23 protein-coding genes are annotated in these 25496 nt (G+C 61.9%); 12 read left to right on the top strand and 11 right to left on the bottom strand.

Annotated features, from left to right (window positions below):
• Nucleotides 1-52 precede the first annotated feature (52 nt).
• From N645_RS0114070 to N645_RS0114055, 4 genes are read left to right on the top strand one after another with little or no spacing between them, the layout of a single operon-like run.
• Nucleotides 53-2026: a TonB-dependent receptor domain-containing protein gene (locus tag N645_RS0114070; RefSeq protein ID WP_024462152.1), complete on the top strand. Its 1974-nt coding sequence runs from the start codon at nucleotides 53-55 to the stop codon at nucleotides 2024-2026.
• 17 nt (nucleotides 2027-2043) lie between these two features.
• On the top strand, nucleotides 2044-2352 hold the full coding sequence (locus tag N645_RS0114065; RefSeq protein ID WP_024462151.1) for a DUF3649 domain-containing protein: 309 nt from the start codon (nucleotides 2044-2046) through the stop codon (nucleotides 2350-2352).
• A complete protein-coding gene (locus tag N645_RS0114060) occupies nucleotides 2349-3989 on the top strand; it encodes a PepSY domain-containing protein (protein WP_024462150.1) in 1641 nt (546 codons plus the stop codon). The genes N645_RS0114065 and N645_RS0114060 overlap by 4 nt, the downstream gene beginning before the upstream one ends.
• Nucleotide 3990: 1 nt before the next feature.
• The gene (locus tag N645_RS0114055; RefSeq protein ID WP_024462149.1) at nucleotides 3991-4281 is read left to right on the top strand and encodes a DUF3325 family protein; all 291 of its coding nucleotides are present in this window, start codon (nucleotides 3991-3993) and stop codon (nucleotides 4279-4281) included.
• 12 nt (nucleotides 4282-4293) lie between these two features.
• Here N645_RS0114055 and N645_RS0114050 read toward each other — a convergent pair whose 3' ends face one another.
• The 7 genes from N645_RS0114050 to N645_RS0114020 all read right to left on the bottom strand — a co-directional run bounded on the left by N645_RS0114050 (nucleotide 4294) and on the right by N645_RS0114020 (nucleotide 13450).
• Complete coding sequence (locus N645_RS0114050; protein ID WP_051174470.1) at nucleotides 4294-5127, bottom strand: sugar phosphate isomerase/epimerase; 834 nt, start codon at nucleotides 5125-5127, stop codon at nucleotides 4294-4296.
• Nucleotides 5124-6389 carry a DUF6005 family protein gene (locus N645_RS0114045; protein ID WP_024462147.1) on the bottom strand — a complete coding sequence of 422 codons (1266 nt, stop codon included), beginning with the start codon at nucleotides 6387-6389 and terminating at the stop codon, nucleotides 5124-5126. The genes N645_RS0114050 and N645_RS0114045 overlap by 4 nt, the downstream gene beginning before the upstream one ends.
• A 1-nt stretch (nucleotide 6390) precedes the next feature.
• Nucleotides 6391-7650: an AMP-binding protein gene (locus tag N645_RS0114040; protein ID WP_036161426.1), complete on the bottom strand. Its 1260-nt coding sequence runs from the start codon at nucleotides 7648-7650 to the stop codon at nucleotides 6391-6393.
• 3 nt (nucleotides 7651-7653) lie between these two features.
• On the bottom strand, nucleotides 7654-9441 hold the full coding sequence (locus N645_RS0114035; protein WP_024462145.1) for an IucA/IucC family siderophore biosynthesis protein: 1788 nt from the start codon (nucleotides 9439-9441) through the stop codon (nucleotides 7654-7656).
• The gene (locus N645_RS0114030) at nucleotides 9434-11251 is read right to left on the bottom strand and encodes an IucA/IucC family siderophore biosynthesis protein (protein WP_024462144.1); all 1818 of its coding nucleotides are present in this window, start codon (nucleotides 11249-11251) and stop codon (nucleotides 9434-9436) included. Before N645_RS0114030 ends, N645_RS0114035 begins: the two co-directional genes overlap by 8 nt.
• Before the next feature lie 109 nt (nucleotides 11252-11360).
• Entirely contained in the window at nucleotides 11361-12701 is a 1341-nt protein-coding gene (locus N645_RS0114025) for an MATE family efflux transporter (RefSeq protein ID WP_024462143.1), read from the bottom strand.
• Entirely contained in the window at nucleotides 12698-13450 is a 753-nt protein-coding gene (locus N645_RS0114020) for a response regulator transcription factor (protein ID WP_024462142.1), read from the bottom strand. Before N645_RS0114020 ends, N645_RS0114025 begins: the two co-directional genes overlap by 4 nt.
• Nucleotides 13451-13566: 116 nt before the next feature.
• Here N645_RS0114020 and N645_RS0114015 point away from each other — a divergent pair, with 116 nt between their 5' ends.
• The 6 genes from N645_RS0114015 to N645_RS17175 all read left to right on the top strand — a co-directional run bounded on the left by N645_RS0114015 (nucleotide 13567) and on the right by N645_RS17175 (nucleotide 20409).
• On the top strand, nucleotides 13567-14862 hold the full coding sequence (locus tag N645_RS0114015; RefSeq protein WP_024462141.1) for a retropepsin-like aspartic protease: 1296 nt from the start codon (nucleotides 13567-13569) through the stop codon (nucleotides 14860-14862).
• A 343-nt stretch (nucleotides 14863-15205) separates the two neighbouring features.
• A complete protein-coding gene (ubiE, locus tag N645_RS0114010) occupies nucleotides 15206-15955 on the top strand; it encodes a bifunctional demethylmenaquinone methyltransferase/2-methoxy-6-polyprenyl-1,4-benzoquinol methylase UbiE (protein ID WP_024462140.1) in 750 nt (249 codons plus the stop codon).
• A gap of 1 nt (nucleotide 15956) precedes the next feature.
• Nucleotides 15957-16583: an SCP2 domain-containing protein gene (locus tag N645_RS0114005; protein WP_024462139.1), complete on the top strand. Its 627-nt coding sequence runs from the start codon at nucleotides 15957-15959 to the stop codon at nucleotides 16581-16583.
• Between the two features lie 2 nt (nucleotides 16584-16585).
• Nucleotides 16586-18250: a ubiquinone biosynthesis regulatory protein kinase UbiB gene (gene ubiB, locus N645_RS0114000; RefSeq protein ID WP_024462138.1), complete on the top strand. Its 1665-nt coding sequence runs from the start codon at nucleotides 16586-16588 to the stop codon at nucleotides 18248-18250.
• 125 nt (nucleotides 18251-18375) lie between these two features.
• The gene (locus N645_RS17180) at nucleotides 18376-19350 is read left to right on the top strand and encodes an ABC transporter substrate-binding protein (RefSeq protein ID WP_024462137.1); all 975 of its coding nucleotides are present in this window, start codon (nucleotides 18376-18378) and stop codon (nucleotides 19348-19350) included.
• Nucleotides 19351-19488: 138 nt separating this feature from the next.
• Nucleotides 19489-20409: a hypothetical protein gene (locus N645_RS17175; RefSeq protein WP_152521721.1), complete on the top strand. Its 921-nt coding sequence runs from the start codon at nucleotides 19489-19491 to the stop codon at nucleotides 20407-20409.
• Here the strand turns inward: N645_RS17175 and dtd are convergent.
• Together dtd and pip are read right to left on the bottom strand one after the other, a co-directional pair.
• Nucleotides 20402-20839, bottom strand: coding sequence for a D-aminoacyl-tRNA deacylase (gene dtd, locus N645_RS0113985; protein WP_024462135.1), 438 nt, complete (start codon nucleotides 20837-20839; stop codon nucleotides 20402-20404). The two genes, N645_RS17175 and dtd, sit on opposite strands and share 8 nt — an antisense overlap.
• 11 nt (nucleotides 20840-20850) lie before the next feature.
• Nucleotides 20851-21822, bottom strand: coding sequence for a prolyl aminopeptidase (gene pip, locus N645_RS0113980; protein ID WP_024462134.1), 972 nt, complete (start codon nucleotides 21820-21822; stop codon nucleotides 20851-20853).
• A 226-nt stretch (nucleotides 21823-22048) separates the two neighbouring features.
• Between pip and N645_RS0113975 the strand changes: the two genes are divergently transcribed.
• Together N645_RS0113975 and N645_RS0113970 are read left to right on the top strand one after the other, a co-directional pair.
• Complete coding sequence (locus N645_RS0113975; protein ID WP_024462133.1) at nucleotides 22049-23191, top strand: endo-1,4-beta-xylanase; 1143 nt, start codon at nucleotides 22049-22051, stop codon at nucleotides 23189-23191.
• 181 nt (nucleotides 23192-23372) lie between these two features.
• Nucleotides 23373-24536 (top strand): PQQ-dependent sugar dehydrogenase, encoded by a 1164-nt coding sequence (locus tag N645_RS0113970; protein ID WP_024462132.1) that lies wholly within the window; start codon nucleotides 23373-23375, stop codon nucleotides 24534-24536.
• A 123-nt stretch (nucleotides 24537-24659) separates the two neighbouring features.
• Here N645_RS0113970 and N645_RS0113965 read toward each other — a convergent pair whose 3' ends face one another.
• Nucleotides 24660-24971 carry a DUF6482 family protein gene (locus tag N645_RS0113965; protein WP_024462131.1) on the bottom strand — a complete coding sequence of 104 codons (312 nt, stop codon included), beginning with the start codon at nucleotides 24969-24971 and terminating at the stop codon, nucleotides 24660-24662.
• Nucleotides 24961-25404, bottom strand: a complete 444-nt coding sequence (locus N645_RS0113960; protein WP_081666169.1) for a thiol-disulfide oxidoreductase DCC family protein — start codon at nucleotides 25402-25404, stop codon at nucleotides 24961-24963. The genes N645_RS0113965 and N645_RS0113960 overlap by 11 nt, the downstream gene beginning before the upstream one ends.
• Between the last annotated feature and the right edge of the window lie 92 nt (nucleotides 25405-25496).

Below are 25496 nucleotides of genomic sequence, written 5' to 3'. Positions count from 1 at the left end.
CACGCTAATGATAATGCTTCTTTTTTAGATTTATTGAAAAGGAAGCTCCCTCATGATCGCACCCAATGCCTCCCGTCTGAGCCCACTCGCCCTGGCCATCGCCCTGGCGCCACTGGCCTCCGTTGCACAAAACGCCACGCCCGACGCCGACCCACAGCAGCACAACCGCACCCTGATCAGCGAAGAACTGGTGGTGGTCGGCCAGCCGCTGGACAGCCTGATGGACAGCGACGATATCGAACGCAAGCAGGCCAATGACCTGGACGATATTTTCTCCGGCGTGTCCTCCGTACTGGTGGGCGGCTCCGTGGGCGCCGCTCAGAAAATCTACGTGCGCAACCTGGGTGAAGACACTCTGAATATCATGGTGGACGGCGCCACCCAATCCGGGGTGACCTATCACCACACCGGCCGGATTTCCGTCGAGCCCGAACTGCTCAAGCAGGTGCGGGTACAGGTGGGCGCCGGCGATGCCACCAATGGCCCCGGCGCCCTGGGGGGCGCCATCCGGTTTGAGACCAAGGACCCCGAGGATCTGCTCGGTTCCGACAATTTCGGCGCCCTGCTGAAAACCGGCTACTTCTCCAATACCGAAGGCACCAAAAACAGCGCCACGGTCTATGGCCGCTTTAACGATACCCTCAGCGCCATGGCCAGTTATGTGGACGCCGACCAGGACAATATGGAAGACGCCAAGGGCAATGAGTTGCCCGGCACCAACTCCGATCAGGGCCTCGGCTTCGTCAAACTGGTGGGCGATCTGGGCGCGGGCCACAGGCTGAGCCTGAGTCACGAACGCCTGACCGAGGAGGGTGAAAAGCTGACCCGCCCCGAGTGGGGCCAAGGCCCCAACAACCCGCTGCGCGAACTGGAGTTTGAGCGCGAAACCAGCACCCTGAAATACCAGTGGGATGCACCGGGCAATGAGGCGCTGTTGGTGGATGCCAATGTCTACGCCACCGAGTTCAACATCTACCGCCCCTGGGACAACTACACCAGTACCGTAGACACTCAGGGTTTCACCCTGGGCAACACCAGCAAGCTGGCCGGTCACAGCGTGGAGTACGGCGTGGATTATCGGGACGACGAAGTGACCGCTGGAGAGGAGGACGATGCCAACCCCTTTACCGAAACCAGTGAGGTACTGGGCCTGTTTGTGCAGGATCGCTACCAGGCCACCGACAGATTGCTGCTGAGTTTCGGTACCCGCTATGATGAGTTTGAAGCGGTGGATAAGGAAGGCAACGAATTTACCGAAGAAGGTTTCAGCCCCAACCTGGGTTTCTCCTTTGAGGCGACCCGTCGACTCACCATCAGCGGTGGCTACGCCGAAGCCCTGCGCGGTGTGGAAACCAATGACGGCTTCAAACTGTTTGGCACCACCAATGACCCGGATCTGAAAGCCGAGCGCGCCAAAAACCTGGAGTTCGGTGCGGACTACGAACTCGGACGCTTTATGTTCTCCGCCGGGGTTCACGATGTCACCATTGAAGATGCCATCGGTAACGCGGTGCCCTGGTCCCGTCACTATGAAAACCTGGGCGATCTGGAATCCGAGGGTTATACCCTGGGCCTGACCTACAGTGGCCAGCGGCTGTTCTCCAAGTGGACCTTCCTGGACACCACCGCCGAAATTGATAGCGAGCAGGTCACCCGCTACTCCTACGGCTACCTGGGCACCTCCACCGGAGACACCCTGTCGATCGATACCTCCTACCAGATCACCGACGGACTGGACGCTGGCTGGATCGCCACTCTGGTCGAGGGCATGGATGACATTTATGTCGTCGCGGCGGATGCGACGGTCGATAAACCCGGCTACGGCGTGCACGATTTTTATCTGCACTGGGAGCCGCGCGTCTCCGAAAACCTGAGCATGACACTCACGGTGAAAAACGCCTTCAACAAACAGTACCTGGACCACGGCAGTATCGAGGACTTCACTCACGTTCCCGATTACGACGGCATTGTCGGCTACCCGGCGCCGGGTCGCGACGTTCGTCTGAGCCTGGCTCTGCGGTTCTGATCAGGGAGCAAAACGATATGGCCCGATCCACCGCTCACACGCCCTTCCTGCTGGACGTACTATCCCGAAGCCTGGCGGCCCTGCTCGGCGGTTACGCCCTGAGCGTGGCGCTGCCCGTGCTGGTGGGTTTGCTCCTTCCGGTGGAGCGTGGCCCGGCGACGGTGACGGCCCTGCTCTTGAGTTTTCTCGTGTACACCGGCGCCTTTCTCTGGGCCTTCGGGGTGCGCAGCCACTGGCGCGCCTGGAGCGGTCTGCTGTTCCCGGCGTTGCTCTGCGGCGGGCTCGCTACCCTCTGGTTGACCCTGCTGGGTGACCCGGCCTTATGAAATCCGCGTTTCGCGCCTCAATGGCCTGGTTACATCGATGGGCAGGCATTATTCTCAGTGCCCTGATGTATTTTATTTTCGTCACCGGCACCACCGGATTTTTCCATTTCGAAATGGACCGCTGGATGGAGCCGGAACGCCCGCTGGCGATGCACTGGACCGACGACGGTTTTCCTTCAGCCGACACCCATCATTACACGGCCTATACCAACCAGGGCGAATTAACCCTGTCCACCCGGACGTTGATTGAACTCGGCACCGAACGCCTGCAACAACAGGCGCATCCCGAATCGGTCTGGTGGGGTATCATTCTGCCGACCGCGCGCAACGGCAATTTTTGGGTGGAGTGGCAGCCGCCTCGCGGCCCCAACGGAGAGCGGACGGAACGGGAAGCGGAGTATCTGGATTTTCACAACGGTGAGCCGCTTTGGATACAACCCCGAGACACCGGGGGCGGTATGGCCCTCTATCGATTGCACTGGCGCCTGCATTATCTGCCGGACACCGCGGCCTATTGGATCGTCGGACTGTGCACCCTGTTGATGCTGGTCGGTCTGGTTTCTGGAGTGATCATTCATCGACGCATTTTCCGGGAGTTTTTCACCCTGCGGTTGTTTCGCCGCGCCCGCTCCTGGCTGGACCTGCACAACCTGAGCAGCGTTCTGGCCCTGCCGTTTCAGATCATGATCGTCTACAGTGGCCTGGTATTTTTTGCCGTCACTTTTATGGAGCCCATCGTCACCGCCCGCTACGGTGATGAAGGCACCCGGACCTTTTACAAGGAAGCCTATCCGGAGGCCGAGGCGGAGGCGAAAACCGGAGAGAGAGCAGACAGCGTGGCCATTGTGCCCTTGCTGGAGGAGGCTCAGGCAGAGACCGGCCAACGAATCGAACAGATGTATCTGCTCCACCCGGGTGATCAAAATGCCCAGCTTTCGTTTTATCTACCGGAGCCCTCACCGGGACACTATGAAGGCAAACCCCACAAACTGTTGTATCGGGCCAGCACCGGTGAACGACTAGACGGAGGCGAACAACAGTACGGCGGTGCCGCCTCGGTGGAGAAAACGCTGATCGCGTTGCACGAGGGGCTGTTTGCCGACTGGCCGCTGCGCTGGCTCTACATTCTGTGCAGCCTGTTGGGCATTATCATGATCGCCACCGGCGCTCTGTACTTCGTGAAAAAACGCACCGCCAGCCGCCCCGACGAGTACGCCAAGGTGGAGCGTTTTTACGCGGCAGTCATTCTCGGTTTGCCCCTGGCGATTGCGGTGTATTTTTTCAGCAATCGACTGATTCCCGTCGACCTTGCCGGGCGGGCCGACTGGGAAATGCACAGCCTGTTTCTGGCGTGGCTGGTCAGCGGTGTCTTCGCCTGGCTTCGACCCAGAACCGCAATCTGGCGGGAACTATTGGTTCTGAATGCCCTGGGCTGGGGTCTGTTGCCTGTGGTCAACGCATTGACCACCGACCGCCACCTGGGTATCAGCCTGGCCGTGGGCGACTGGGTGCTCGCCGGTTTTGACCTGACCGCCCTCGCTCTGGCGGCGAGCTTTGCCCTGATGGCGGGGTGCGGCTATCGCCAGATTTCGGCCAGCATACGCGTCGGTCATGCGACCGCCATTCGGGAGGCCTGAAATGACTGGCGTGGTGATCACACTGTTTGTCTCGCAACTGTTGCTGGCCCTGTCCCTGCCCTCTCACTTGCGCACCCTGAACCCCGTCCTGGCCCGAAACCCGGCCCGGTTCCGGCGCCTGGCATTGGCGTTGCGCGGCGTCGGTTACCCGCTCCTGGCCGGCTCGACCGCGCCCGCCGTAGTTCACTGGGGAGCCGCGCTGGGGCTCACCTACTGGTTCGGCCTGTTTGCGCTCACGGGGCTGAGTGCGGCACTTGGGCTGGAGTTTCTCAATCGCTGCCACGCCCGCTGATTGGTTCGACACTCAGGCATGGCATAACCGCTCCGTCTGCAGGCGCAGAATCTGCTGGCTATCCCGGGCAATCACCTCGAAGGGGGCGGGCCCGAACCACTCCAGGGAGGCCGAGTGCACCCGCCCGTCGGGCAGGCTGTTCAGAAAATGGGCGAAGTCACAGGCGCCCTCGAACAGCGGCACCATTCCGGCCCGGCTGCCCGCCGCAGAATAGACATTGTCAGAGGCGAATTCCGGCAGGTACTGACGGTGACGGATGTTCTTCAGGTGCAAGTGCTGCACCTGAGGGGCGAGCGTCCGCCAGGCGCGCACCGGGTCTTCCCCGGCCTCCCAGATATGCAGTACGTCCAGATTCACTTTCAGGGCCGGATGATCCACCGCCGCCAGCAGCTCCCCGGTCGCCTCGGTGGTATCGGCCCCGGTATTCGGGTGGGTTTCCAGTAGCAGGGTCATGCCCGCCTCTTCCGCCCGCAGGCAATAATCGCGCAGGCGGCAGACCAGGGCGTGCCAATCGGCGGCCGTGCATTCGGCACTGGCTTTCTTTCCGGCGAATATCCGGATCTTGCGGGTGTTCCAGTGACCGGCCAGGGTGCACAGCTCCCGCAGCTTTTCCCGTCCCTGGGGATAGGGCCCGGCAAAGGGCAGGTAGTCACTGAGCATACTCACTCCCAAGCCCATGGCCTCGAGCCAATCGCCGTTCAGCGCCGGCTGGTGCTTCAGCCCCCGGGCGTGGGCCGCCCAGAGTTCGATGCCGTCCAGCCCGGCCCCGGCGGCAAAGGTGGCCAGCTCCGGCAGGGAAACCAACTGGTGGCGAAAACTGATGGTACACAGGGACAGGTGCATCATAGGGCGGCCACCTCCCGGGGCACCAATCCGCGGGTCGACGACTGTTTGCGCCAGTCGTTAAAGACGTGAAACAGGGCGCGCTTGATCCGGTATTCCCGGTGATGCTGTTCGGCGATCCGGCGCGAGAGCCGGGCGAGATCGCCCCGCGTCCGGGTCTGCGCGACTTTGTTGGCCCGATACAGAACGGCGTCGTAGCCTTTGACCAATGCCTCGATCTCATCGCACCAGTGCTCGAACTCGTCCGCCGGGCGCTCCAACGCCCGCCAGAAATAGGCCAGGCCGTGCTCGTAGGCGTATTTTCGAATGGCCAGCACCGGCAGCTCCGCCAGGGCCGCGCCCAGTTGATCGAGTGGCTGCTCCCCCCCGTCAGGCAAATGACGACGCACCACCTGCTCTACCGCCCGGGTCAGGGTGTTATCGGTGGGCTGGAAGCAGACTTCGAAATACGCCGCCACCGCTTCCGGCTCCGGCGCGTGCAAATGGCAGGTATCCAGGCAGACACCACCGGCCACGGCGGGTGACTCCACCGCGTGCAACACCCTCCGACGATCCAGGCTGCCCTCCCAGCGAAAGTCCGGGTCCCACATCCAGAGCCGGTCCGGATCGGCGTCGTTTTCCAGCAGAACATAGTGCGGAAAAGGGTTGAGCTGGAAGCGGTTTTCCCGCTCGGGGAGCCGGTACAGGTCCAGCATCACAATCAGATGCTCCCGGGGTTTGCGCTGCGCCAGGCGGGTTTCCAGGGTGGCAATATTGTGGGCCTTGCTCAGTGCCGGGTCATACCAGGGGGAGACCTCCGCCCCGTACAGACGCTCGAACCAGGTCAGGAAAAACCCGTGGTCCACCGCCTCGTCGTGGTAGCGCAGTCGCGCCTGATCGTCGACAAACACCTCCGCGTCCCAGACGCCAAAATACAGCGGGCGGTGGTCAAGCCCCCTCGCCTTGATCGGGTGGCACAGGCAACTGACCACACAGTGCACTTTGACATCCAGTTCCGGCTCGCCGACCGTGTCGTTGGCCGCCGGCGGTCGCACCAGCACTTCCAGATCGCTCACCCGTTCCAGATCGCCGGCGCTCAGTGCTTCCTCCGGCAGTGCATAGCCGCACTCGGTTTCCAGCAGCACCAGCAGTTGCATCAGCTCCACCGAATCGAGCCCGAGCTGGTACGTCAGGTGACTGTCCGGCGAGAGATCCTCGCAGGGTATTCGGGGCAGGTATCGGGTCATCAGGTCGCGCAGTTGACGAACAAAGGTTTCACTGGTCATCTCAAGCCACCCCCTGTGCGGCGTCGGCGGTAAACTGCTCGGCCAGTTGCCGACGGCTGACCTTGCCGCTGGGCAGGCGCGGTATCCGCTCGCGGTGGTAAAACCGGCTGGGCCATTGATGGCTCGCCAGGTGCTGGCGGCAGAACGCTCGCAGGTCGGCATCACTCAAGGCTGCGGTCCCGGTGTAGACCGCCGCCACCCGCTCCCCCGCCAGAGGGTCGGGCTGTTTGAAGACCACCACCTCGCGGATACCGGCGTGGCGCATCAGCGCGTTTTCCACCTCATGGGGATAGACGTTGAAACCGGCGGTGATGATGGTGTCATCCATACGGCCGCAGAAGCGCAGGCGCCCCTGATCATCCAGATAGCCGGCGTCGCCGGTGACGATGCGTTGCCCCTGCTGAACGACCAGTACCTCTTCGGGTTCGTCCGGGCCAGGTCCCGCCTGCAATGCGCAGTGCCCCAGAGGCATGCCCATGATGTCCGCCCGCTCCGGCTGCCGGGCCACCGCCACGCAGCCGGCTTCGGAGCAACCATACTGCTGCCAGAGGTTTTCGGTTTTGCCGCGCACCTCATCGAACCAGGCTTCGGGCATGACGCTGCCCGAGGTCATCACCCCGTATAGGGGCTCGCCCGGTGGCCAGAGCATCATCAGAGTGCGGATAAAGGTGGGCGAGCTGTACAGCAGCGGCCGGGATTCCGCGCGCAACATCTTCAGCAGGTACTTGGGATTCCAGCCGGTGACGATGCGCGGCACCACACCCCGGTCCAGGGCCGCGAGCACGCCGCAGATCAGCCCGTAGGAATGACTGATGGAGCAGGCCACCACAGGCACTACCTCCGGGGGCAGGTCGAGCGCCTGATGGTAATGGGTGATTTCGGTATCGATGTCTGACCAGGTGCGCTCAATGGGTTTGGCTTCACCGGTGGTGCCTGAGCTGAACTGAATCAGGGTACCCTCCCGGGCTTCCCCGCGTCGCTCAAGGGGGTGGATCTGCTCCGCACTCTGCCAGATCAAGCCGTCGCAGTGCAGCGCCCGGGCTTTCTCCAGAGCCGTGGCCCGGGGCGTGTCCGGCGGAAGCGGCGCGATGGACAATCCCTGTTTTCGGGCATAGAGCACCAGGGCCAACCATTCGACCGAATCGTGGGTACAAACGGCGAGGCGCCGACCGGAAACGGCCGAGAGGGCCCTGGTCAAATGACGCCAGCGCGTCTCGATAATGGCCCGGTCATAGGGCCGATCATTGAGATAAAACAGCATGGCTCACGCCTCCTTCCGAGCGGATTCTGAGAGTGGGTTGAACACGCGATGGTGGTATTCGGGCTGCACGCCGCAGAGTTTTTTGTGCAGCAGGGATTCCACTTGAACCATGGGTGCCCGATAGTCCAGAGCCTGAAGGCGCGCCGGGTCGCAGTGGCCGCCCCGGGCGTAGCGCGCCAGGCAGGCACGCACCAGGGCCCAGAAACGTGGTTCGGGTAAGCGGTAATGCTCTTCGCACAGGGCGGCGAGCTCCGAGAGCTGGAAAACGAACAGGGTATCCATTACCAGTTCACACAGCGCCTCCACCGAGTCCATCCAGTAGTGTTCGTTGGGGCGGGCATCGGCGTACCGAGCCTGGCGGCGGAACGCTGGTGCCGCGTCCGGGGCGGCGAGAAAGTCCTCCACGTATTCCACGCTCTCGTGAAAATCCCGGGCCGCCAGCCATTGCGGCCAACCGTCGCGATGGACCAGCAACAGGTTCTGACCGTGGGCTTCCAGGGCGATGCCGTGACGGGCCAGAAGGTGCCAGACCGGCAGGATCAGGGTATCGAACAGGCGGTTCAGCCAGGGCTCCAGACCGTAAGCTTTTACCCAGGGGTCGATAAAGGGTTTGCCGTCGGGCTCCATCAGGGCCAGGACCTGGGCCGGCACGGCCCGCTCTCCGGGGGCCAACCGGGAGGGCAGACTCTCGCGCCAGAGGGCACCGAACTGACAGATATCAGGCTCGGTCGGGCTTAACAGGCCGGCTTCCTCCACCCGCAAGCCGGCGTACTCTCGCAGAATCACCAAAGGCTGTTGCTGAAAGAATCCGTCCCCCGCCACCGTCTCCGCCAGCCAGTCAGACAAAACCGGGCCGGAGTCGATACCATGGCTCAGCAGGTGACGCCGCGAGGAGGTGAGCACGATATCCAGGGGCAGCTTGAGATCACCCCGTTCCGGCCGGGAATCATTCATCAGGGTGCGCACGGATTGACTGACCCGGTAGTCGTCTCCGGGTTGTCCCAGATCGAGCAAGCGCGGATTCGAACCCTGAGCGCGCGGCACTATCCGGTGCTGCCACTGCCAGGGGTGTACCGGTACAAACACCCGCTGTTCCGGATCCACGCCCCGAGCCCGGCAGCGGGCGCGTAGCGCCTGAAACAGCGCCGGTCCCAGCTCACGAAAAGCGAAAGTATCCGGGTCCTGAGCCGCGCCGGAGCCGACCACCCGCGCCCGGGGAACCGCGATCCAGTGCGGGCGCAGGGGGCCGGCGGCCTCGGGACTGTAGCGCTGGTAGTCGGTTTCGGTCAGCCCCATCCGCGCTTTAAAGCAGGGGTGATAGGGGTGCCCTTCCCGGAGGGCCCCCTCCAGCTCGACCAGCGGCAATTCCCGACGCACCTCTGGCGGTGGTAGCTCCCGCGCATTCCACTGACACCAGATCCGGGTCTGATTCAATTCCCGGGTCAGCGCCTGTTTACGCTCCGCGTCGCCGGGCAGGCAGACCAACAGTTGGCGCAGCACCTCCTCCAGATCCGGCCGTCGGGCGACGGGCTGAACCCGGGTCAATCCCGACAGTTGCAAGCGGATGCGCCCAAAGCCGCGCACCCGCCCCGGGCAGGCGTAATCCACCTTTCCGAGCCTGAAGTGCAGGGTGCACCAGCGGGAGGGTCGCTCCCGACGGGGGACAACGATGTAGTCCAGCAGGCCTTCAAACAGCGCCGCCTCCAGAGCCTGTCGAAGGATTCTCGGCAGGGCGTCAACCGCCACCGCCGATGCCTGTTGTGGAACGCCGAGCGCCAGGGCTTCAGACATGGACCGCCTCCTCAAGCGCTCGCTCAATCCGCGCGGGTGCGCAGAGCGGATTGTCGATGGTGGTGTAAGCGGCCAGCTCCATGTCCGCCTCCAGCTCGTCGATATCCTCCACCCGGGTCAACAGGTTGGCTTTGGCGGGTAACTGGGTCTGGGTCAACCAGCGCTCAATCAGGACCCGGCCATTGCCGGATAGTGTCAGACGCAGCGCCTCCAGCTTGTCCCGCACCCGCTCGATCAGCTCGGCCTCCGCCAGCAGGCCATCGGCGCCCAGCCGATCCACCACGGCGAACACCTGATTGACCAGCAGGTAATAACCGAAGCGGTCCAGAATGGCATCCGTGGGGTAAAACAGATCGCTGTCGGCATCCAATGTCGGCTGCCATTGCAGGAGCTTGGGCTTTTGTTGCTCGTCCAGATAGAAGCCCTGGTTGTCCCGGTAGTAGTAAGTCTCCGGGTAGCCCTCGGCCAGCCGTAGCAGGCTGTTCTGCTGATGGGCTTCCAGGGCGATGCCATGGTGGTCGAACAACACCAGGCAGGGCTCCACTGCGCAGTGCCAGTAGGCATCAAACCAATCCCGGGCGACCGCACCCGACGCCCGGCCCTCCTCCAGCGCCTGCCGCTCGATCAGCTCCGTGAGCACGGCGCGGCGCTGACGGGGGTGCCAGGGTTCCTGCACCAAGGCCGCCAAACACAACACCGATTGATCGCTCTCGGCGCCAAAGGGGTTTTCCCGCACGATGGCCTCAAAGCCGCTATCGCCCCCCTCGGGGTCGCGCAGTGTCAGGTAGGCCGGGTCAGCAATCACCTGAAAACGGGGGAAGCGCCGGGAGAATTGCAGGTTGTGCAGCAGACCGGCCATCAGCACCCCCGCGCGCAGCTCCCGCACCTTGTTCTGCCGAAGGGAGTTGGTAATTTTCACGGGCAGGGAGAGCTTGTACATCCAGGGCGCGTCCCGGTGGTAGACGGTGCGTACCGAGGAGGTGGCCGTGAAGGTGTGCCCAAGCGGGCCCAGGTAGCGCAGCCGACCGGCCTCCTGCCAGGCCTGAACCCGGGGCTGGGCGAGCAACCAGTGGGCCTGCAGCGGGTGGACGGGAATCAATACCTCGTCCGGGCCGATCGACACCGAGTGGTCGCTCTGCATAAGCGCCTCGCGTACCAGGGTCTCGGCGGACTGGGGCAACAGAGACTGCTGTTCGACCCAGTCCTGGTGCACGGCCACATAATGCAACTGAAACTGGCCCTCCAGCTCCGGCGTGATCAGGGGATGCTGCCAGTCAAGAATGCCCTGCCGGCTCTTCGGGGTGGGGTGCAACCAGTGGCCCAGCACAAGACTCTGTTCAGCGCGGCAAAAGCTCAACGGCGTGCGGTAGGGCTGGGGCCAACGGGCCTCCAGGTAGCGCACCGTGTTTTGCAGACTGTCGGTCAGTCGGTGGGTCAGCTCCAGTTGCCGACGCTTGAGTCCGGCGCCGGGTTGGGCATGGCGCTCGTGGAACAACTCCTTGACCAGCAGCAGGAGCGTGCTCCAGAAGCCCTCCTGTCGCCGTTGTGCGCCCTGCTGGCAGAAGACGGCCTCAATGCGATGGCGCCCAACCCGGGAGCGATAACTCACCAGTAGCCACAGGGTCAGTTCCTGCCGCGGCAGGGTCAGTTGCAGCAGGGACTTACCGGTCAGCAGTGTCTGAGGCAGCTGGGCCCGGGCCTGAGGCGAATCCGGGCTCAGCCAGCGCCCGCCATCCACTTCCCGCAGGTAACAATTGACGAATGCCTGAAAGCTGGCGTACTCGGCCAGGTGTCGCGCAAAATCGGCCATAACAGAGTCCTCGTTGCCAATCCGATGAGGGAGGAGTTACGGCCAATTATATGAGAACAGTTCTCAATGTCATTTGGTTTTACAGTTGTTACGTTTCCTGGCAGTTCAATCATTCCCTCAGTGGAAGAAGGCGCCGAAACGTGGTTTTGTCCGTCAACATTCCCAGCGCCAACCCCAGGGTCAGCAGCTCTGCCAGCGGCAGAGCCCACAGGAATGACACCTGGTCGCGCCAGGGGAAGAGCAACGCCAGAAACACCAGAGGAAGGACCAGGCTGCGCGCCAGCGCGAGCAGCGCCGAGCGGCGCGGCTGCCGGCAACCGGTGAACCAGGCGGACAACACCAGGTTGAGCCCGGTCAACAGAAACACCGGGGCGATCACCGGCCAGAAGCGGGCAGCATAGTCCGCTGCAGAACCCTCGAAGAACCAGTCGCTCAAGGCCGGCCCTCCCAGGAAGACCAACGTCCACAACAGCAGCCCCTGGGTGGCCGCCAATCCCAGACCATAGTCCCGGAAGCGCCGGGCCCGGACCGGCTGCCCGGCCCCCAGATTCTGGCTGGCCAGCACATGCACCACTTCGGCCACCGCGCAGGCGAGCATGACGTTGAGCAACAGGGCGTAGTGAATCAGGGCAAAGCCGGACACGGCCGCGACACCACCGGTCAGAGCCAGCAGCCAGTGCAACACGAACAGCACCACCCCCGCCGACACTTCGTTCAGAAACTCGGAAAAGCCGTTACCACAGAAGGCGATCAAGCGCCTCCAGGAGAGCCACGCCGGCCGCAGGCGCAGCGACGTTCGGCCGCTGTGCAGCAGGTGTAACAACACCAGGCATTGGGTCAGTTGGGCCGCCACCGTGGCGCCGGCGGCGGCGCGCAAGTCCCAGCCCAGTACCGCCAGCCCGAGCACATCCAGCAGGATGTTCACCAATGCGCCGAGCACCAGGGCCCGGCTGGCGCGCCGAGGCTCGCCCGCCACCCGAAGAAAATAGTAGAGCACCACTGCCACACTCTGGGGCGCCTGGCCGAGCAGCACCAGTTGGAAATAGGTTTTCACCAGCGGCTGCAGCCGCTCCGGCACGGCCAGCCAGTGCAACAGATAGTCGCCAAACGTCAGGCCGAGCAGCGTCACGGCAACCCCAAACACCAGCGCCAGACACACACAGGCCGAGAACACCCGGCTGGCCGCGTCCCGTCGACCGGCGCCCAGATAGTGACCTGCCACCACGCTGGCACCGATGGCGAGCATCAGTACGCTGCCAAACAGCAGAATCCAGAGCGGAATCAGCAGATTGACCGCCGCCAGCGCATCGGCGCCCAGCCACTTGCCCACCATCAGTCCGTCCACCACCGCCGCGCTGGTCAGGGCCAGCAAGCCCAGAGTGGAGGCGCCCACATAGCGCAGGAAGGTGGGCAGGGCCGGTGCGTCGAGCGCCGCCTCGCCCCGGCTCATCCTTGCACCGCCCGATCAAGACCCACTGACACGCGGCTGGACAATAGCGACAGCCGGTAACCCTGACCGCGCACCGTCTGCACCGCATCGGGCGGCATACCCGCTGCGATCAGTTTGCGACGGACGCGGCTCAGGTGCATATCGATGCTGCGGTCGTCCCGGCAATAGGATTTATTGAGCACCCAGCGGTGCAGTTCGGATTTCTTCAACAGGGTGTTGTGGTGCTCCGCCAGGCACCACAGGAGTTTGAACTGGATGGCGGTCACCCGCAGGGGGCGGTCATCGTAGCGAACCGACGCATCCTCGCGACTGAGGGACAAAGGCCCCACCACCAGTCTCTCCCGGCCCGGGTCGGCCGGCATCGGTGGGCGCTTCCGGCGCAACAGTGCCTCGGCCCGCAACTGCAACTCCAACAGATCCGCCGACTTGGCGACAAAGTCATCGGCGCCGCGCCGAAAGGCATCGATACACAGCGCGGGCTCATCGGCCAGAGCAATGACGGGCGTCGCCTGCCACTGACGCAACTCGGCCAGGAGCTCCCAGGGGTCGAGCGCCGAGACATCAACGTCGAGCAACAGCAGGTCGGCCTCGGTGTTGAGCACGCAGTCCAGCGCCTCACGACCGGCCCGACAGACCACCAGCGACCAGCCCCGCGCGCGCAAGGTCGCATGTACCCGCGCCTGTAAGGTCGAGGCTTGCCCTACCCACAGCACCCTGATCTCGGATGGTCGATTCGCCCACGTTTCCATTGTGCCTCCATTGCTCTTTATCAATAATGCGAATCATACTCATTATTAAATAAAGAGCAATAGAAGCCGGTCACAAATTTGGTTACCCTTAACCTTCACCCGACCCCGGTATCCTTATGAGCACTCAGCCTCCATTTCGACCGCTGCTGATGGCAAGTCTGCTTCTGGCCACAGGGCTGGCCGGTGGTTGGTGGCTGCGTGGGGCGCTGGCACCCGTTCCGCTCGAACCGGCCGCCCGCACGGAACCGGCGGGTAAACCGCCACCGGACGCCTCTCTCAGCGGACCCGACTCATCACTGGCGGCGCGAGCCCCCTCCGTTAAACCGCCCTCCCTCAATACGCTTGAGGCGGCGACAAGCACGGACGACCCGGTCCCCGCCGACGAGGCGCCTCTCCAGCCCGTCACCTGGGGTGAGGAAATGCGCACACTTCTGGACCAGCAGGCATTCAATGCCGCCATGGGGCTCTATCAGGAGGCGGAGCGACAGGATTCGGCCCTGGCGGGTCGGCTGCGGGAGCTGGTGCTGGAGTATCTGGAGGGCTATCTGCGCGCGGGCGATGACTACGCGCTGACCGCGCTGGCCGACGCCTTTTTATCCGTGCATTACGATGATATTGAGGTATTGCTTCTGCTCGCCCGCCACCAGCTGCAATCCGACTACTGGGCCGAAGCGGCACGCACCTTTCAGCTCACCTTCGCCTATAGCGCCACCCAGCCCGGACAACGCAGCCGCGTGAGTCAGGCGTTTGAACAATTTGTTCAACAGGTGGACGATCAACTGGCGGGCGAGCAGCGTTGGCAGAGCCTACTGGGCTTTTACGAGACGCTGGAACAACTGGACCTGGGCGGTGCCGAACAGCACCTGCGTCTGGGCGAGCTGCACCTGCACCACGGCGACACCACCTATGGCCGGAGCCTGCTGGAAGCACTGACGTCCCACTCCACCCTGGGCGCCCGCGCCACGGCCCTGCTCAACCACACCACACCGCCCCCGGTGGCCGAGCGGCGCCCGCCCCCACCGGTGGGCAGCATTGAGCTGGACACCATCGGCAGCCATTACCTGCTACCGCTCGGGCTGGATAGCCGGGAAGAGGTACGCTTGGTAATTGATACCGGGGCCAGTCTGACGACATTAACTCAGCGCAGTTTTGATCGAATCAGCGCGTCAGTACGTTTTACCGAGTTAGGGCCGCAGATGTTCAATACCGCCAGCGGCACCACCCGGGGGATGGTGTATCGGGTGGACAGTGTCCAGATTGGTGATCATCGATTGAGGGATGTGCCGGTGGCGGTCCTGGATTTCAATACGCCCGATAATGTGGACGGGCTGCTGGGCATGAATGTGTTGAGCCAGTTTCGGTTTGAGGTGGATCAGGACGACGAGGTTTTGTTGTTGCAGCCGCGGCAGTAGTCGCTCGGCAATGATTGCCATATTTGACTTGATGGTTACGGCGGGTGCGCTTCGCTTACCCGCCCTACGGAGGTTTATGCCGCTGCGCCGGGCCGTAGGGCGGGTAAGCCGAAGGCGCACCCGCCGTAACAGACGGTACTGCACACAACGGGCGCTCCAATACAACGTCCCGGCCCGATGGCAACGGCGGATGCGGGCTTTGCCCTTATCTGCCCTACGCCACCTGACGTGTCACCCCGCTTCGGAGCCGATGCGCACCAGCCGTCACCAGGGCTTTGACGTACGACAAGCCCGCGTAACGTGTACAATGTTGGCCCTGTGAATTCCGATGATGGATGACCCCATGAGCGAGAAGAGAACCACCGATTTTGGCTACGAGCAGGTGGCCGTTGAGGAAAAGGCCAGCCGTGTGGCGAACGTGTTTCACTCCGTCGCGGCCCGTTATGACCTGATGAACGACCTCATGTCCGGCGGCGTCCACCGGTTGTGGAAGCGGTTTACCATCGAACTGGCAGCGGTCCGTCCCGGACAGACCATCCTCGACATTGCCGGCGGTACCGGAGACCTGAGCTACGCCTTTGCCAAAAAAGTCGGGCCGGACGGCCTGGTGGTGCTCGCCGACATCAACGAATCCATGCTCAACGTGGGTCGCGACCGGCTGACCGACCGGGGCATCGCAGGCAACCTGCAATACGCCCAGGCCGACGCCCAGTACCTGCCCTTCCCGGACAACACCTTCGACTGCATCACCATCGCCTTTGGTCTGCGCAATGTCACCGACAAGGACCTGGCACTGCGCTCCATGTTGCGGGTGCTCAAACCCGGTGGGCGGCTATTGGTACTGGAGTTCTCCAAACCGCAGAACCCGCTGCTGGAAAAAGCCTACGACACCTATTCGTTCAAACTGCTGCCCTTTATGGGCAAAGTGGTCGCCAACGATGCCGACAGCTATCGCTACCTGGCCGAGTCCATCCGCATGCATCCCGACCAGGAAACCCTGAAGGGCATGATGGATGCCGCCGGCTTTGTGAACACCGAGTACCACAACATGACCGGTGGCGTGGTGGCCCTGCACAAAGGCATCAAGCCCTGATATGGATGCCACGCTGACCACCGCTGCCCTGACGGCCGCCGAAACCATTGTCCAGCGCGCCCTGCGCTATGACCCCGCCAGCCGGCTCGCACTCAGCAAGCTCGAAGGGCAAGTGCTGGCGCTGAACTTTACGCAACCCGAGTGGACGGTGTACGTCCTTCCCGGAGAAGCGGGCCTGAGTTTCAGCAGTCACTGGGAAGGCGATATTCAAACGCGACTGACCGGCCCACTGAAAAACTTTATCGGTCTGGCGCGCGGCGAACAGACCAGTCTGGCGGGCTCCGGTGTGCAGTTGGAAGGCAGCCCCCATCTGGTTCAGTCACTGCAACGTATTCTCGGGCAACTGGATATTGACTGGGAAGAAGCCCTGAGTGAAGTGCTCGGCGATGTACTCGGTCATCAGGGTGCGGAACTGCTGCGCTCGGGAGGCCGTTGGCTAAAGGCGCGAGACAGCCAGGCCCGTCGACTGTTGGGCGAGTTCATTACCCAGGAGGCGGGGCTGGTTACCGGTCGCGCCGAGCTGGACAATTTCTATCGGGAAGTGGACGAGCTGGCCTTGGCGCTGGAGCGCACCGAAGCGAGAATTCAACACTTGCAGACTCTTTTGCACCGAACCACTAAGGACTAAGCGTGTTAGTCGTACTCCGTCGCCTGCTTACCATCAGTTTCGTCATCTGGCGCTACCGGCTGGATCTGTTGATTCCGCCCGGTCAGTTGCCCTGGTACGTGCGGCTGTTCCTGCTGCCGTGCAAACTCAAGCCCGCCGGCAAGATGACCCGGGGGGAACGACTGCGCCGGGCGCTGGAAGACCTGGGCCCGATTTTCATCAAGTTTGGTCAGCTGCTCTCAACCCGTCCTGATCTGGTTCCGCCGGACATGATGGACGATCTGAATCGACTGCAGGACAAGGTGCCGCCGTTCGACAAGTCCGAATTTCGTGCTCTGGTTGAGCGGGGCCTGGGGGAAAGCGTCGATACCGTGTTTGCCAGCTACGAGCAGGAGCCGCTGGCTTCGGCGTCGGTGGCCCAGGTGCACGGCGCCACCCTGCACAATGGCCAACGTGTGGTCATTAAAATTGTCCGCCCCGGTATCGAGCGGATCATCGAGCAGGACGTGCGTCTGCTGATGATGATCGCCCGACTGGTGGAGCGTTACAGCATCGACGGCAAACGCCTGCACCCGGTGGATGTGGTACGCGACTACCGCAATACCATTTTCGATGAGCTGGATCTGCAACGCGAAGCGGCCAATGCCTCCCAGCTTCGGCGCAATTTCGATGGCTCTGCGCTCCTGTATGTTCCGGAAATCTACTGGGACTACACCCGCAATAACGTGCTGGTGATGGAACGCATTCACGGCATTCCCGTGACCCATATTGATGAACTTCACACCCAGGGCACGGACATGAAAGCGCTGGCCGAACGCGGTGTGGAGATATTTTTCAAGCAGGTATTCGAGCACAATTTTTTCCACGCGGACATGCATCCGGGCAACATTTTTGTCGCCACTGAAAACCCGGAATACCCCAAGTACATTGCCGTGGATATGGCCATTGTCGGCTCCCTGACCCGGGAAGATCAGTACTACCTGGCGCGCAACCTGCTCGCCATGTTCCGGCGCGACTACCGGCAGGTCGCCGAGCTGCATGTGCAAAGCGGCTGGGTCCCTGAGGGCACCCGGGTCGAGGAACTCGAAGCCGCGGTGCGCACCGTGTGCGAACCGATTTTTGAAAAACCGCTGAAAGACATTTCGTTCGGGCACCTGTTGATGAGCCTGTTCCGCACCGCGCGTCGGTTCGATATGGAAGTCCAGCCGCAACTGGTGTTGCTGCAGAAAACCCTGCTCAATATTGAAGGGCTGGGCCGCCAGCTCTATCCGGATCTGGACCTGTGGGTCACCGCCCACCCCTTCCTCGAGCGCTGGCTGAAAGATCGCTTCCACCCCAAAGCACTGTGGGGACAGTTCCAGCGCTACGCGCCGGAGTGGATGGAGAAATTTCCTCAGGTGCCGGAGCTGATTTTCGGTGGCCTGCAACAACTGCAGAGCCTCAACAAGGTATCCCTCCACCTGGAAGCCCAGACCCAGGAACTGCAGCGCCAGCAACAGAACCGGCGCCGCGGACGTCGGCGCACCGTGATTGCCACCCTGGCACTGATCGGCTCCGGCATTACCGCCTGGCCCCATTTAGGCGGCCCCCTCACCGCCTGGGCCGAGCGCATTGACTGGGGGCAAATTCCCCCGGAGAGCTGGGCCTTGTTGACCCTCGGTTTGGCGGTCTTGATCCTGCGCAAATAAATGTTGATTATTGCGCCACTTCTTATGGCTTTTCTCCCGGCAATAGGCTACTGTTGATTAGAGCTGACAACACGAAGGGGCACCCATAGCCCCCGTCAACACAACGTCGTGACCGAGAGTGAGACATGCCTGATTTTTGCGCAACCGGCCGCGCTTGCGCGTCCCGCTGGTTGTCTCTGCCTGCCCTTTGGCTGACCGCCAGCCTCGTTCCATTGGCCAGCGAAGCCGCCTGTACGCTGCGCGATGGCGAGGATGTACCGAGCGTCCTGTTACCACTGCGCCATGAAGCAAGGCACGACCATCGCAGTTACTACGAGGACTTGCTGCAACTGGCCCTGGACAAAACCGAAACCGAGTACGGCCCCTGCCGGGTGACCGTTCCGAAAGGCTACAAACCGCAAGTACGCCGCTACCTCGACCTTGAACGTAAAACCGGCGCCGACATCATTGATGCCACGGCAACGCCGGAACGCAGCGAACGCTTTCGGGCGGTACCGGTACCGCTGCTGAAGGGATTGATGGGCTATCGACTGTTTTTTATCCGGGAATCAGATAAAGAAACCTTCTCCGACATCCAATCCCTGGATGACCTGCGCACATTTCGGGCCGGACAGGGGGAAAGCTGGTTTGATGCCACGCTGCTGAAAGCCCACGACATCCCTGTGGTCACCGCACCGAAATACGAATCCCTGTTTCGGATGCTGCAAGCGGAGCGGTTCGATTTTTTCCCCCGCGGCGCTCAGGAAATTCTCGATGAGCAGGCCAATTTTGATACCGAAGGTTTGATCATTGAACCGGATTTACTGCTGGCCTATCCCTCTCCGGTTTATTTTTACGTTCACAAAGACAATGTCGCGCTGGCGGACCGGGTGGAAACCGGCTTGCGACGAGCCATGGACGATGGCTCCTTCGATCAGTTTTTCAATGGCCACCCCATGATTCGCGAAGTGTTTACCGAGCTGAACCTGTTTGAGCGAACCACCCTCTACCTGTGTCACCCCCACCACCGGGATCCGGCTTTGCTTCAGCGGCCCGATGCCTGGATTCGGCCCTGGCCAAAACGCTTGTGTGACAATGCGAGTATTCCTACACTTGATTAAACCGATTTCGTTGTGGAGCCATCATTCACTGTGAGCCAGCCTTTTCTACCGATACATCAAGAGGCTTCCGCCTCTGACCAGGGCGGCCCAGGCACATCGCAAAGCCCGTGGTTTTTTCAGGCGCTGGCGGTCCTCATAATGAGTCTCCCCTTCTTCATGTTCAGTGTCCCGGCCACTGCCGCCTGCCAACTGAGCCCCGGCACGACCACGGATCAACTGGTGCTCCCGCTTCGTGCGGAAGTCCGCCACGACCATTACAACTACTTCGGCCAACTGCTACAGCTGGCGCTGGATAAGACCGCCCAGGATCATGGTCCCTGTGAGGTCATCCTGTCTCAACAGGCCAAACCCCAGGCACGCCTGTATCAGGAACTGTCCCGCCAGGAAAACATTCACATCATTGACGCCACGGTCATGCCTGAGCGCAACGAACGCTTCCGGGCCATTCCCTTTCCCCTGTTGAAAGGTCTGATGGGGTACCGCATTGCGTTTATCCGGGCCGATGATCAACCCCGGTTCAACCAGGTGGAAAAGCTGGAGGACTTGCGCGCATTTCGGGCCGGACAGGGGGACACCTGGTTCGATGTGCAGGTGCTGCGAATGCATGGCATTCCCGTCACCACAACCAGTAAATACGAGTCCCTGTTCCGGATGCTGCGGGCGGGGCGTTTTGATTTCTTTCCGCGCGGGGCACAGGAGGTGATGAGCGAAGCGGAGAGTTTTGACATCAGCGGCCTGACCGTTGAGTCGAGCCTGGCATTGGCCTATCCCTGGCCGGTGTACTTTTACGTCAACAAAGAGCATACCCTGCTGGCCGAACGGGTCGAGGAAGGCCTGAAGCGCGCACGAGCCGACGGCTCGTTCGATGAATTTTTCCGGGCTCACCCGCTGATCATCGCCGTATTCGAACAGCTTAACCTCGAGCAGCGCACCCTACTCTATCTGTGCAATCCGCAACACAGTGACCCGGCCCTGCTTCAACAGAGCGATGCCTGGATACGCCCCTGGCCCGAGGATCTGTGCGCCCGCTTCAGCCTCGACGCCGCCACCGTCAACTAGACAGCATGAACGTCACGGGTCCGTCGTTCTGCAGACTGACCTGCATATCGGCGGCAAACACTCCGGTGGCGACCGGCTCGTGAAACTCTCGGGCCCGACTGACAAAATGATCGTATAGCGATTCCGCCAACGCTGGCGAGCCGGCCCGCGAGAAACTCGGGCGCAGGCCCTTGCGGGTATCGGCCGCCAGCGTGAACTGTGAGACCACCAGCAGCCCGCCGCCGGCCTGCTGCAAGTTCAGGTTCATTTTCCCCTCGGCATCCGGGAACACACGATAAGCCAGAACCTTTTTCAACAACGCCTCGGCGCTCGCCTCATCGTCTTCTTTTTCGACCCCCAGGAATAACAGCAGCCCGGAATCAATTCGGCCTACCGTCTGCCCCTCCACCTCAACACTGGCGTGTTTGACACGCTGAATCAGCCCCAACATCCCAAGCGACCTCAGGCCAGGTTATCTTCTTCGTGGCGCAACCGACGAACCATATCTTCGGTGGCCCGCACCAGGGCATCGACGGTGCCGGGTTCGGACGCCGAATGCCCGGACTCGCGGATGATCTGCAACTCGGCGTCGGGCCAGGCCTGCTGTAGCTCGAACGCATTGTCCAGCGGACACACCATGTCGTATCGGCCGTGGATGATCACCCCCGGGATACCGGACAACCGATGGGCGTTGCGCACAATCTGATCCGGCTCCAGAAAGGCCTGATTCACAAAGTAGTGCGCTTCGATACAGGCCAGGGCCAGGGCGCGATGGGGTTTGGAGAAGGACTCCACCACCTCATGATTGGGTCGCAAGGTGGCACAGCGACCCTCCCAGATGGACCAGGCCTTGGCCGCCCCCATCTTGAGCAGATCGTTGTCGCCGGTGAGCAATCGGTAGTAGGCCGAAATCAGGTCGCCCCGGTCGGCTTCGGCAATCGGCTGCAGGAACTCCTTCCAGTAATCGGGAAATACATGGGCGGCCCCGCCCTGATAGAACCACGCCAGATCCTTCGGCCGACACAGGAAAATGCCCCTGAGGATCAGCCCGAGGACCCGCTCCGGGTGGGTTTCGGCATACACCAGGCTGAGCGTCGAGCCCCAGGAGCCGCCGAACAGGACCCATTTCTCAACGCCCAGGAAGCGGCGAATCTCCTCCATGTCGTCCACCAGCGCCTGGGTGTTGTTACCCTCCAGGCTGGCGTGGGGGGTGGAGCGACCGGCACCACGCTGATCAAACAGGATGATGCGATAGCACTCCGGGTCAAAGTAGCGACGATCATACTTCCCACAGCCGGCACCGGGCCCACCATGAACGAACAGCACCGGGATGCCATCGGGGTTACCGGACTCATCCACGTAGAGCTGATGACCATCGCCAACCGGAACCTGGTGGCGCTCGTAAGGTTTGATTTCGGGGAAGTAGGTGAGCATAGTGGCCCTTTGCTGCTGTGCCAGAAACGGTTTTTATAAACTCGATGTGCCTTTATAACCCAGTGTAGAGAAGATGCAACCCCCGCGCCGCGAACGGCGGCAGATTCCGGATCAACTGTGGCGCCAAAGACTTTTCCAGCGCCGTCATCCATGCTTTAATGGTCACCCTGAATATAAGATAGACGCCCGCCGTTCAGGCCGGGCCCAAACATGACAGGTCATGCTTATGAACCCCATCTCCCGACGCAAATTCCTGCTGGGCAGCGCTTCCCTGGCGGCCCTGGCCAACCTCAAGGCCTGTGCCATCAATGGTGCCGCCGAACGCACCGGACTGAAAAATCTCTACGGGGATGACTTCCTGGTGGGCACCGCCATCAGCAATCAGACTCTGGCCAACGACGACCAGTACCTGAAAACCCTGATTGCCAAGGAGTTCAACTCCATCACCGCCGAGAACTGCATGAAGTCCGCGCTGGTCCAGCCCCGCCAGGGCGAGTGGGACTGGGAACTGGCGGACCGTTTTGTGGAGTTCGGTCAGCAGCACAATATGGACATCGTCGGTCACGCCCTGGTGTGGCACTCCCAGGTACCCGAAGATTTCTTCGTCTACCCGAACGGCCGCCCCATCGACCGTCAGGAACTGATCAAGCGGATGGACACCCACATTCGCACCCTGGTGGAGCGCTACAAGGGCAAAATCAAGATCTGGGATGTGGTCAACGAAGCGATCGATGAGGACAAGGGCTGGAGAGAGAGCGCCTGGTTCAAAACCATGGGCGGCGCCGATTATGTCGAGCGCGCCTTCCGCCTGGCCCACGAAATGGACCCGGACGCGCACCTGATCTACAACGACTACAATATGCATAACCCGGGCAAGCGGGAGTTTTTGGTGAACGTGTTGCGCGATTACAAAAAGCGCGGCGTGCCGATTCACGGCGTGGGCCTGCAGAGCCACGTGGGCCTGGACTACCCGGACCTGAGTGAATTCGAAGCCAGCATCGAGGCCTACGCCGCCGAGGGCATGCGCATTCACTGCACCGAGCTGGAAGTGGACGTGCTGCCGGTCGCCTGGGAGCACACCGGGGCGAACATTTCGGACAACTTCGAGTATGCCGATGAGCTGAACCCCTACGTCGACGGTCTGCCCGCGGACATGCAGGAGCGACTGACCGAACGCTACGTCGAAATGTTCAAGCTGTTCCTCAAGCACCGGGACAAGATCGACCGGATTACCCTCTGGGGCACCCACGATGGCGAGTCATGGAAAAACAACTTCCCGGTGGGCGGTCGTACCAACTACCCACTGCTGTTCGACCGGAACAAGCAGCCCAAACCGGCCTACTTCGCCGTGGCAGACCTCAAGCGCTGAGCTCGTATCCTTCTGAGCGCGCGGGCCTCCGGCCCCGCGCTTAACCCTTCTTCACACTGCCTGTGCTAGGCTGTACACACCATTCTTCACAGTGCCTGACATCCTCGCCCACTGATTCAAACCCATTTGGGCTGCGTATCATCAGGTCACACCCTTTTTCACTGATTTAAGGAGACTGACCATGGCTTCACTACTGACCCGCCTATCGCCCGTGCTGGCCTGCGCCGCACTGGGCCTGATGGCCGCTGGCGCTCAGGCGGACGACCACGCCACCATCATCGAAACCGAGAAAGCCAAGCTGAAGGTCACCACGGTCACCGACGGGCTGCGTAACCCCTGGGGTATCGCCTTCCTGCCCGGCGGTGACATGCTGGTCACCGAGCGCTCCGGCGACCTCCGGATTGTCGGCGCCGACGGCACCAAGGGCCCCGCACTCAAGGGCCTGCCCGAAATTGCCAGCCGCGGCCAAGGCGGCCTATTGGATGTGGCGATTGACCCCGACTTTGTCGACAACCGTTGGGTATACTTCAGCTTCTCCGAACCCGGCCAAGGCGGCACCAGCACCGCCGTTGCCCGTGGCAAGCTGATGCCCAACGCCCAGGATGAACTGCAGGGCGTGGAGGTCATTTTCAGCCAGCAACCCAAAGTGCGCAGCAATGGCCACTTCGGCTCCCGCCTGGTGTTCCGCGACGACGGCACCCTGTTTATCACCATGGGGGATCGCCAGCAGGATTTTGAAGACAACTATCCCCAGGAGCTGAACAGCCACATCGGCACCGTGGCCCGCATCCACCCCGATGGCAGCGTGCCCGATGACAACCCGTTCGTGGGCGATAAAGACGCCCAGCCGGAAATCTGGTCCTACGGCCACCGCAACGTCCAGGGCGCTGATCTGCACCCGGACACCCGCGAGCTCTGGACTGGCGAACACGGCCCCCAGGGCGGTGATGAAATCAACGTGACCCGGGCCGGTAACAATTACGGCTGGCCGATCATCACCTACGGCGAACAGTACGGTGGTGGCAAGATTGGTGAAGGCACCGAAAAAGAAGGCATGGAGCAGCCGGTGCATTACTGGGATCCGTCCATCGCCAACGCCGGGATGGTTTTCTACACTGGCAATCAGTTCCCCGAGTGGCGGGGCAACCTGCTGGTTACTGCCCTCAAGTTCCAACTGGTATCGCGCCTCGAGCTTGATGGCGAGAAAGTGACCCACGAGGAGCGGATGTTCGATGAAAGCATCGGCAAGCGCCTGCGGGACATTGAGCAAGGACCGGATGGCAATCTGTACCTGTTGACCGACGATCGCAATGGGGAAATTCTGAAGGTTGAGCCGGCGAAGTAGGCAGGCTGAAGGAACGGTAAGAATTGTCGGGTTACGGCCTTTGGCCTAACCCGACCTACATAGCTCACCGCCACACTTTCAGTAGGTCGGGTTAGGCCAAAGGCCGTAACCCGACGCAAGGCGCTAGCGGTGATCCTGCTCCACCAACACCAACGGAATCTCACTCATCGTCTCTTCCGGCGTTGGCCGCCCCACCATTTCATCGTAGGGTGTCTGCATCACCAACCAGGCTTTATCGGCTCCGTGCTGAGCCAACCACCGCTTGGCCGCATACAGGCTGGGAAACTTCTCCGCCCGCCCACGGGCATCGCGCACCACCTCGATCTCATCCGCCCAACCCACCGGCGTTTCGGTATAACCGACCAGGTAATGCGCACAGTCGGCAAAACTCATCACCACCGCACGACGCTCCGAACGACTCGCTTCAGGGATCATTTTGCGCCTCCTCAGGCAAGGTACACAGGTAGCGGCCACTGCCGTACAGCCTCTTGAAACGCCGTTTCGCCCAGCGCCGGTAAACCCGATCGACCACCGGGCCGAACACCGGCCAACGTAGCGGCTTGAGTAGCCACCCCACGCGGGTGTAACGCCAGGCCTCAACGCTGGCATCGGCGCCCATCAGCCACTGACCATCGGGCAGGCGCAGATGCAGTTGACGCAACATGGCCTCGCGCTGCTCCGCCGGGAGCTGCCACTGCTTGTGGATATCCAGCAAACGCAGCTGCGCCGACTTGAGACGTTTCAATAAAGTCATCTCTCGCTGACACAAAGGGCACAAACCGTCGTAATACAAGGTGGCAAGGGTCTGCCCAGGCTGTGGAGTGGGAATATCTGCTTCTATTGAGCGTTTAGCAGTAGAACGATTCATCACGGGTACAACCTCTTATCCATTGCCCGAGAATACGCTTGCCAGAGACCGCTGGATCAAACCAGAACCGGCGGTAGCATTATCCCCCGCAA

Source organism: Marinimicrobium sp. LS-A18, from assembly GCF_000463525.1.
Classification (GTDB): Bacteria; Pseudomonadota; Gammaproteobacteria; order Pseudomonadales; family Cellvibrionaceae; genus Marinimicrobium; species Marinimicrobium koreense.
Note: the sequence above shows the minus strand (reverse complement) of the source record. Positions and strands in the feature narration are given on the sequence as shown.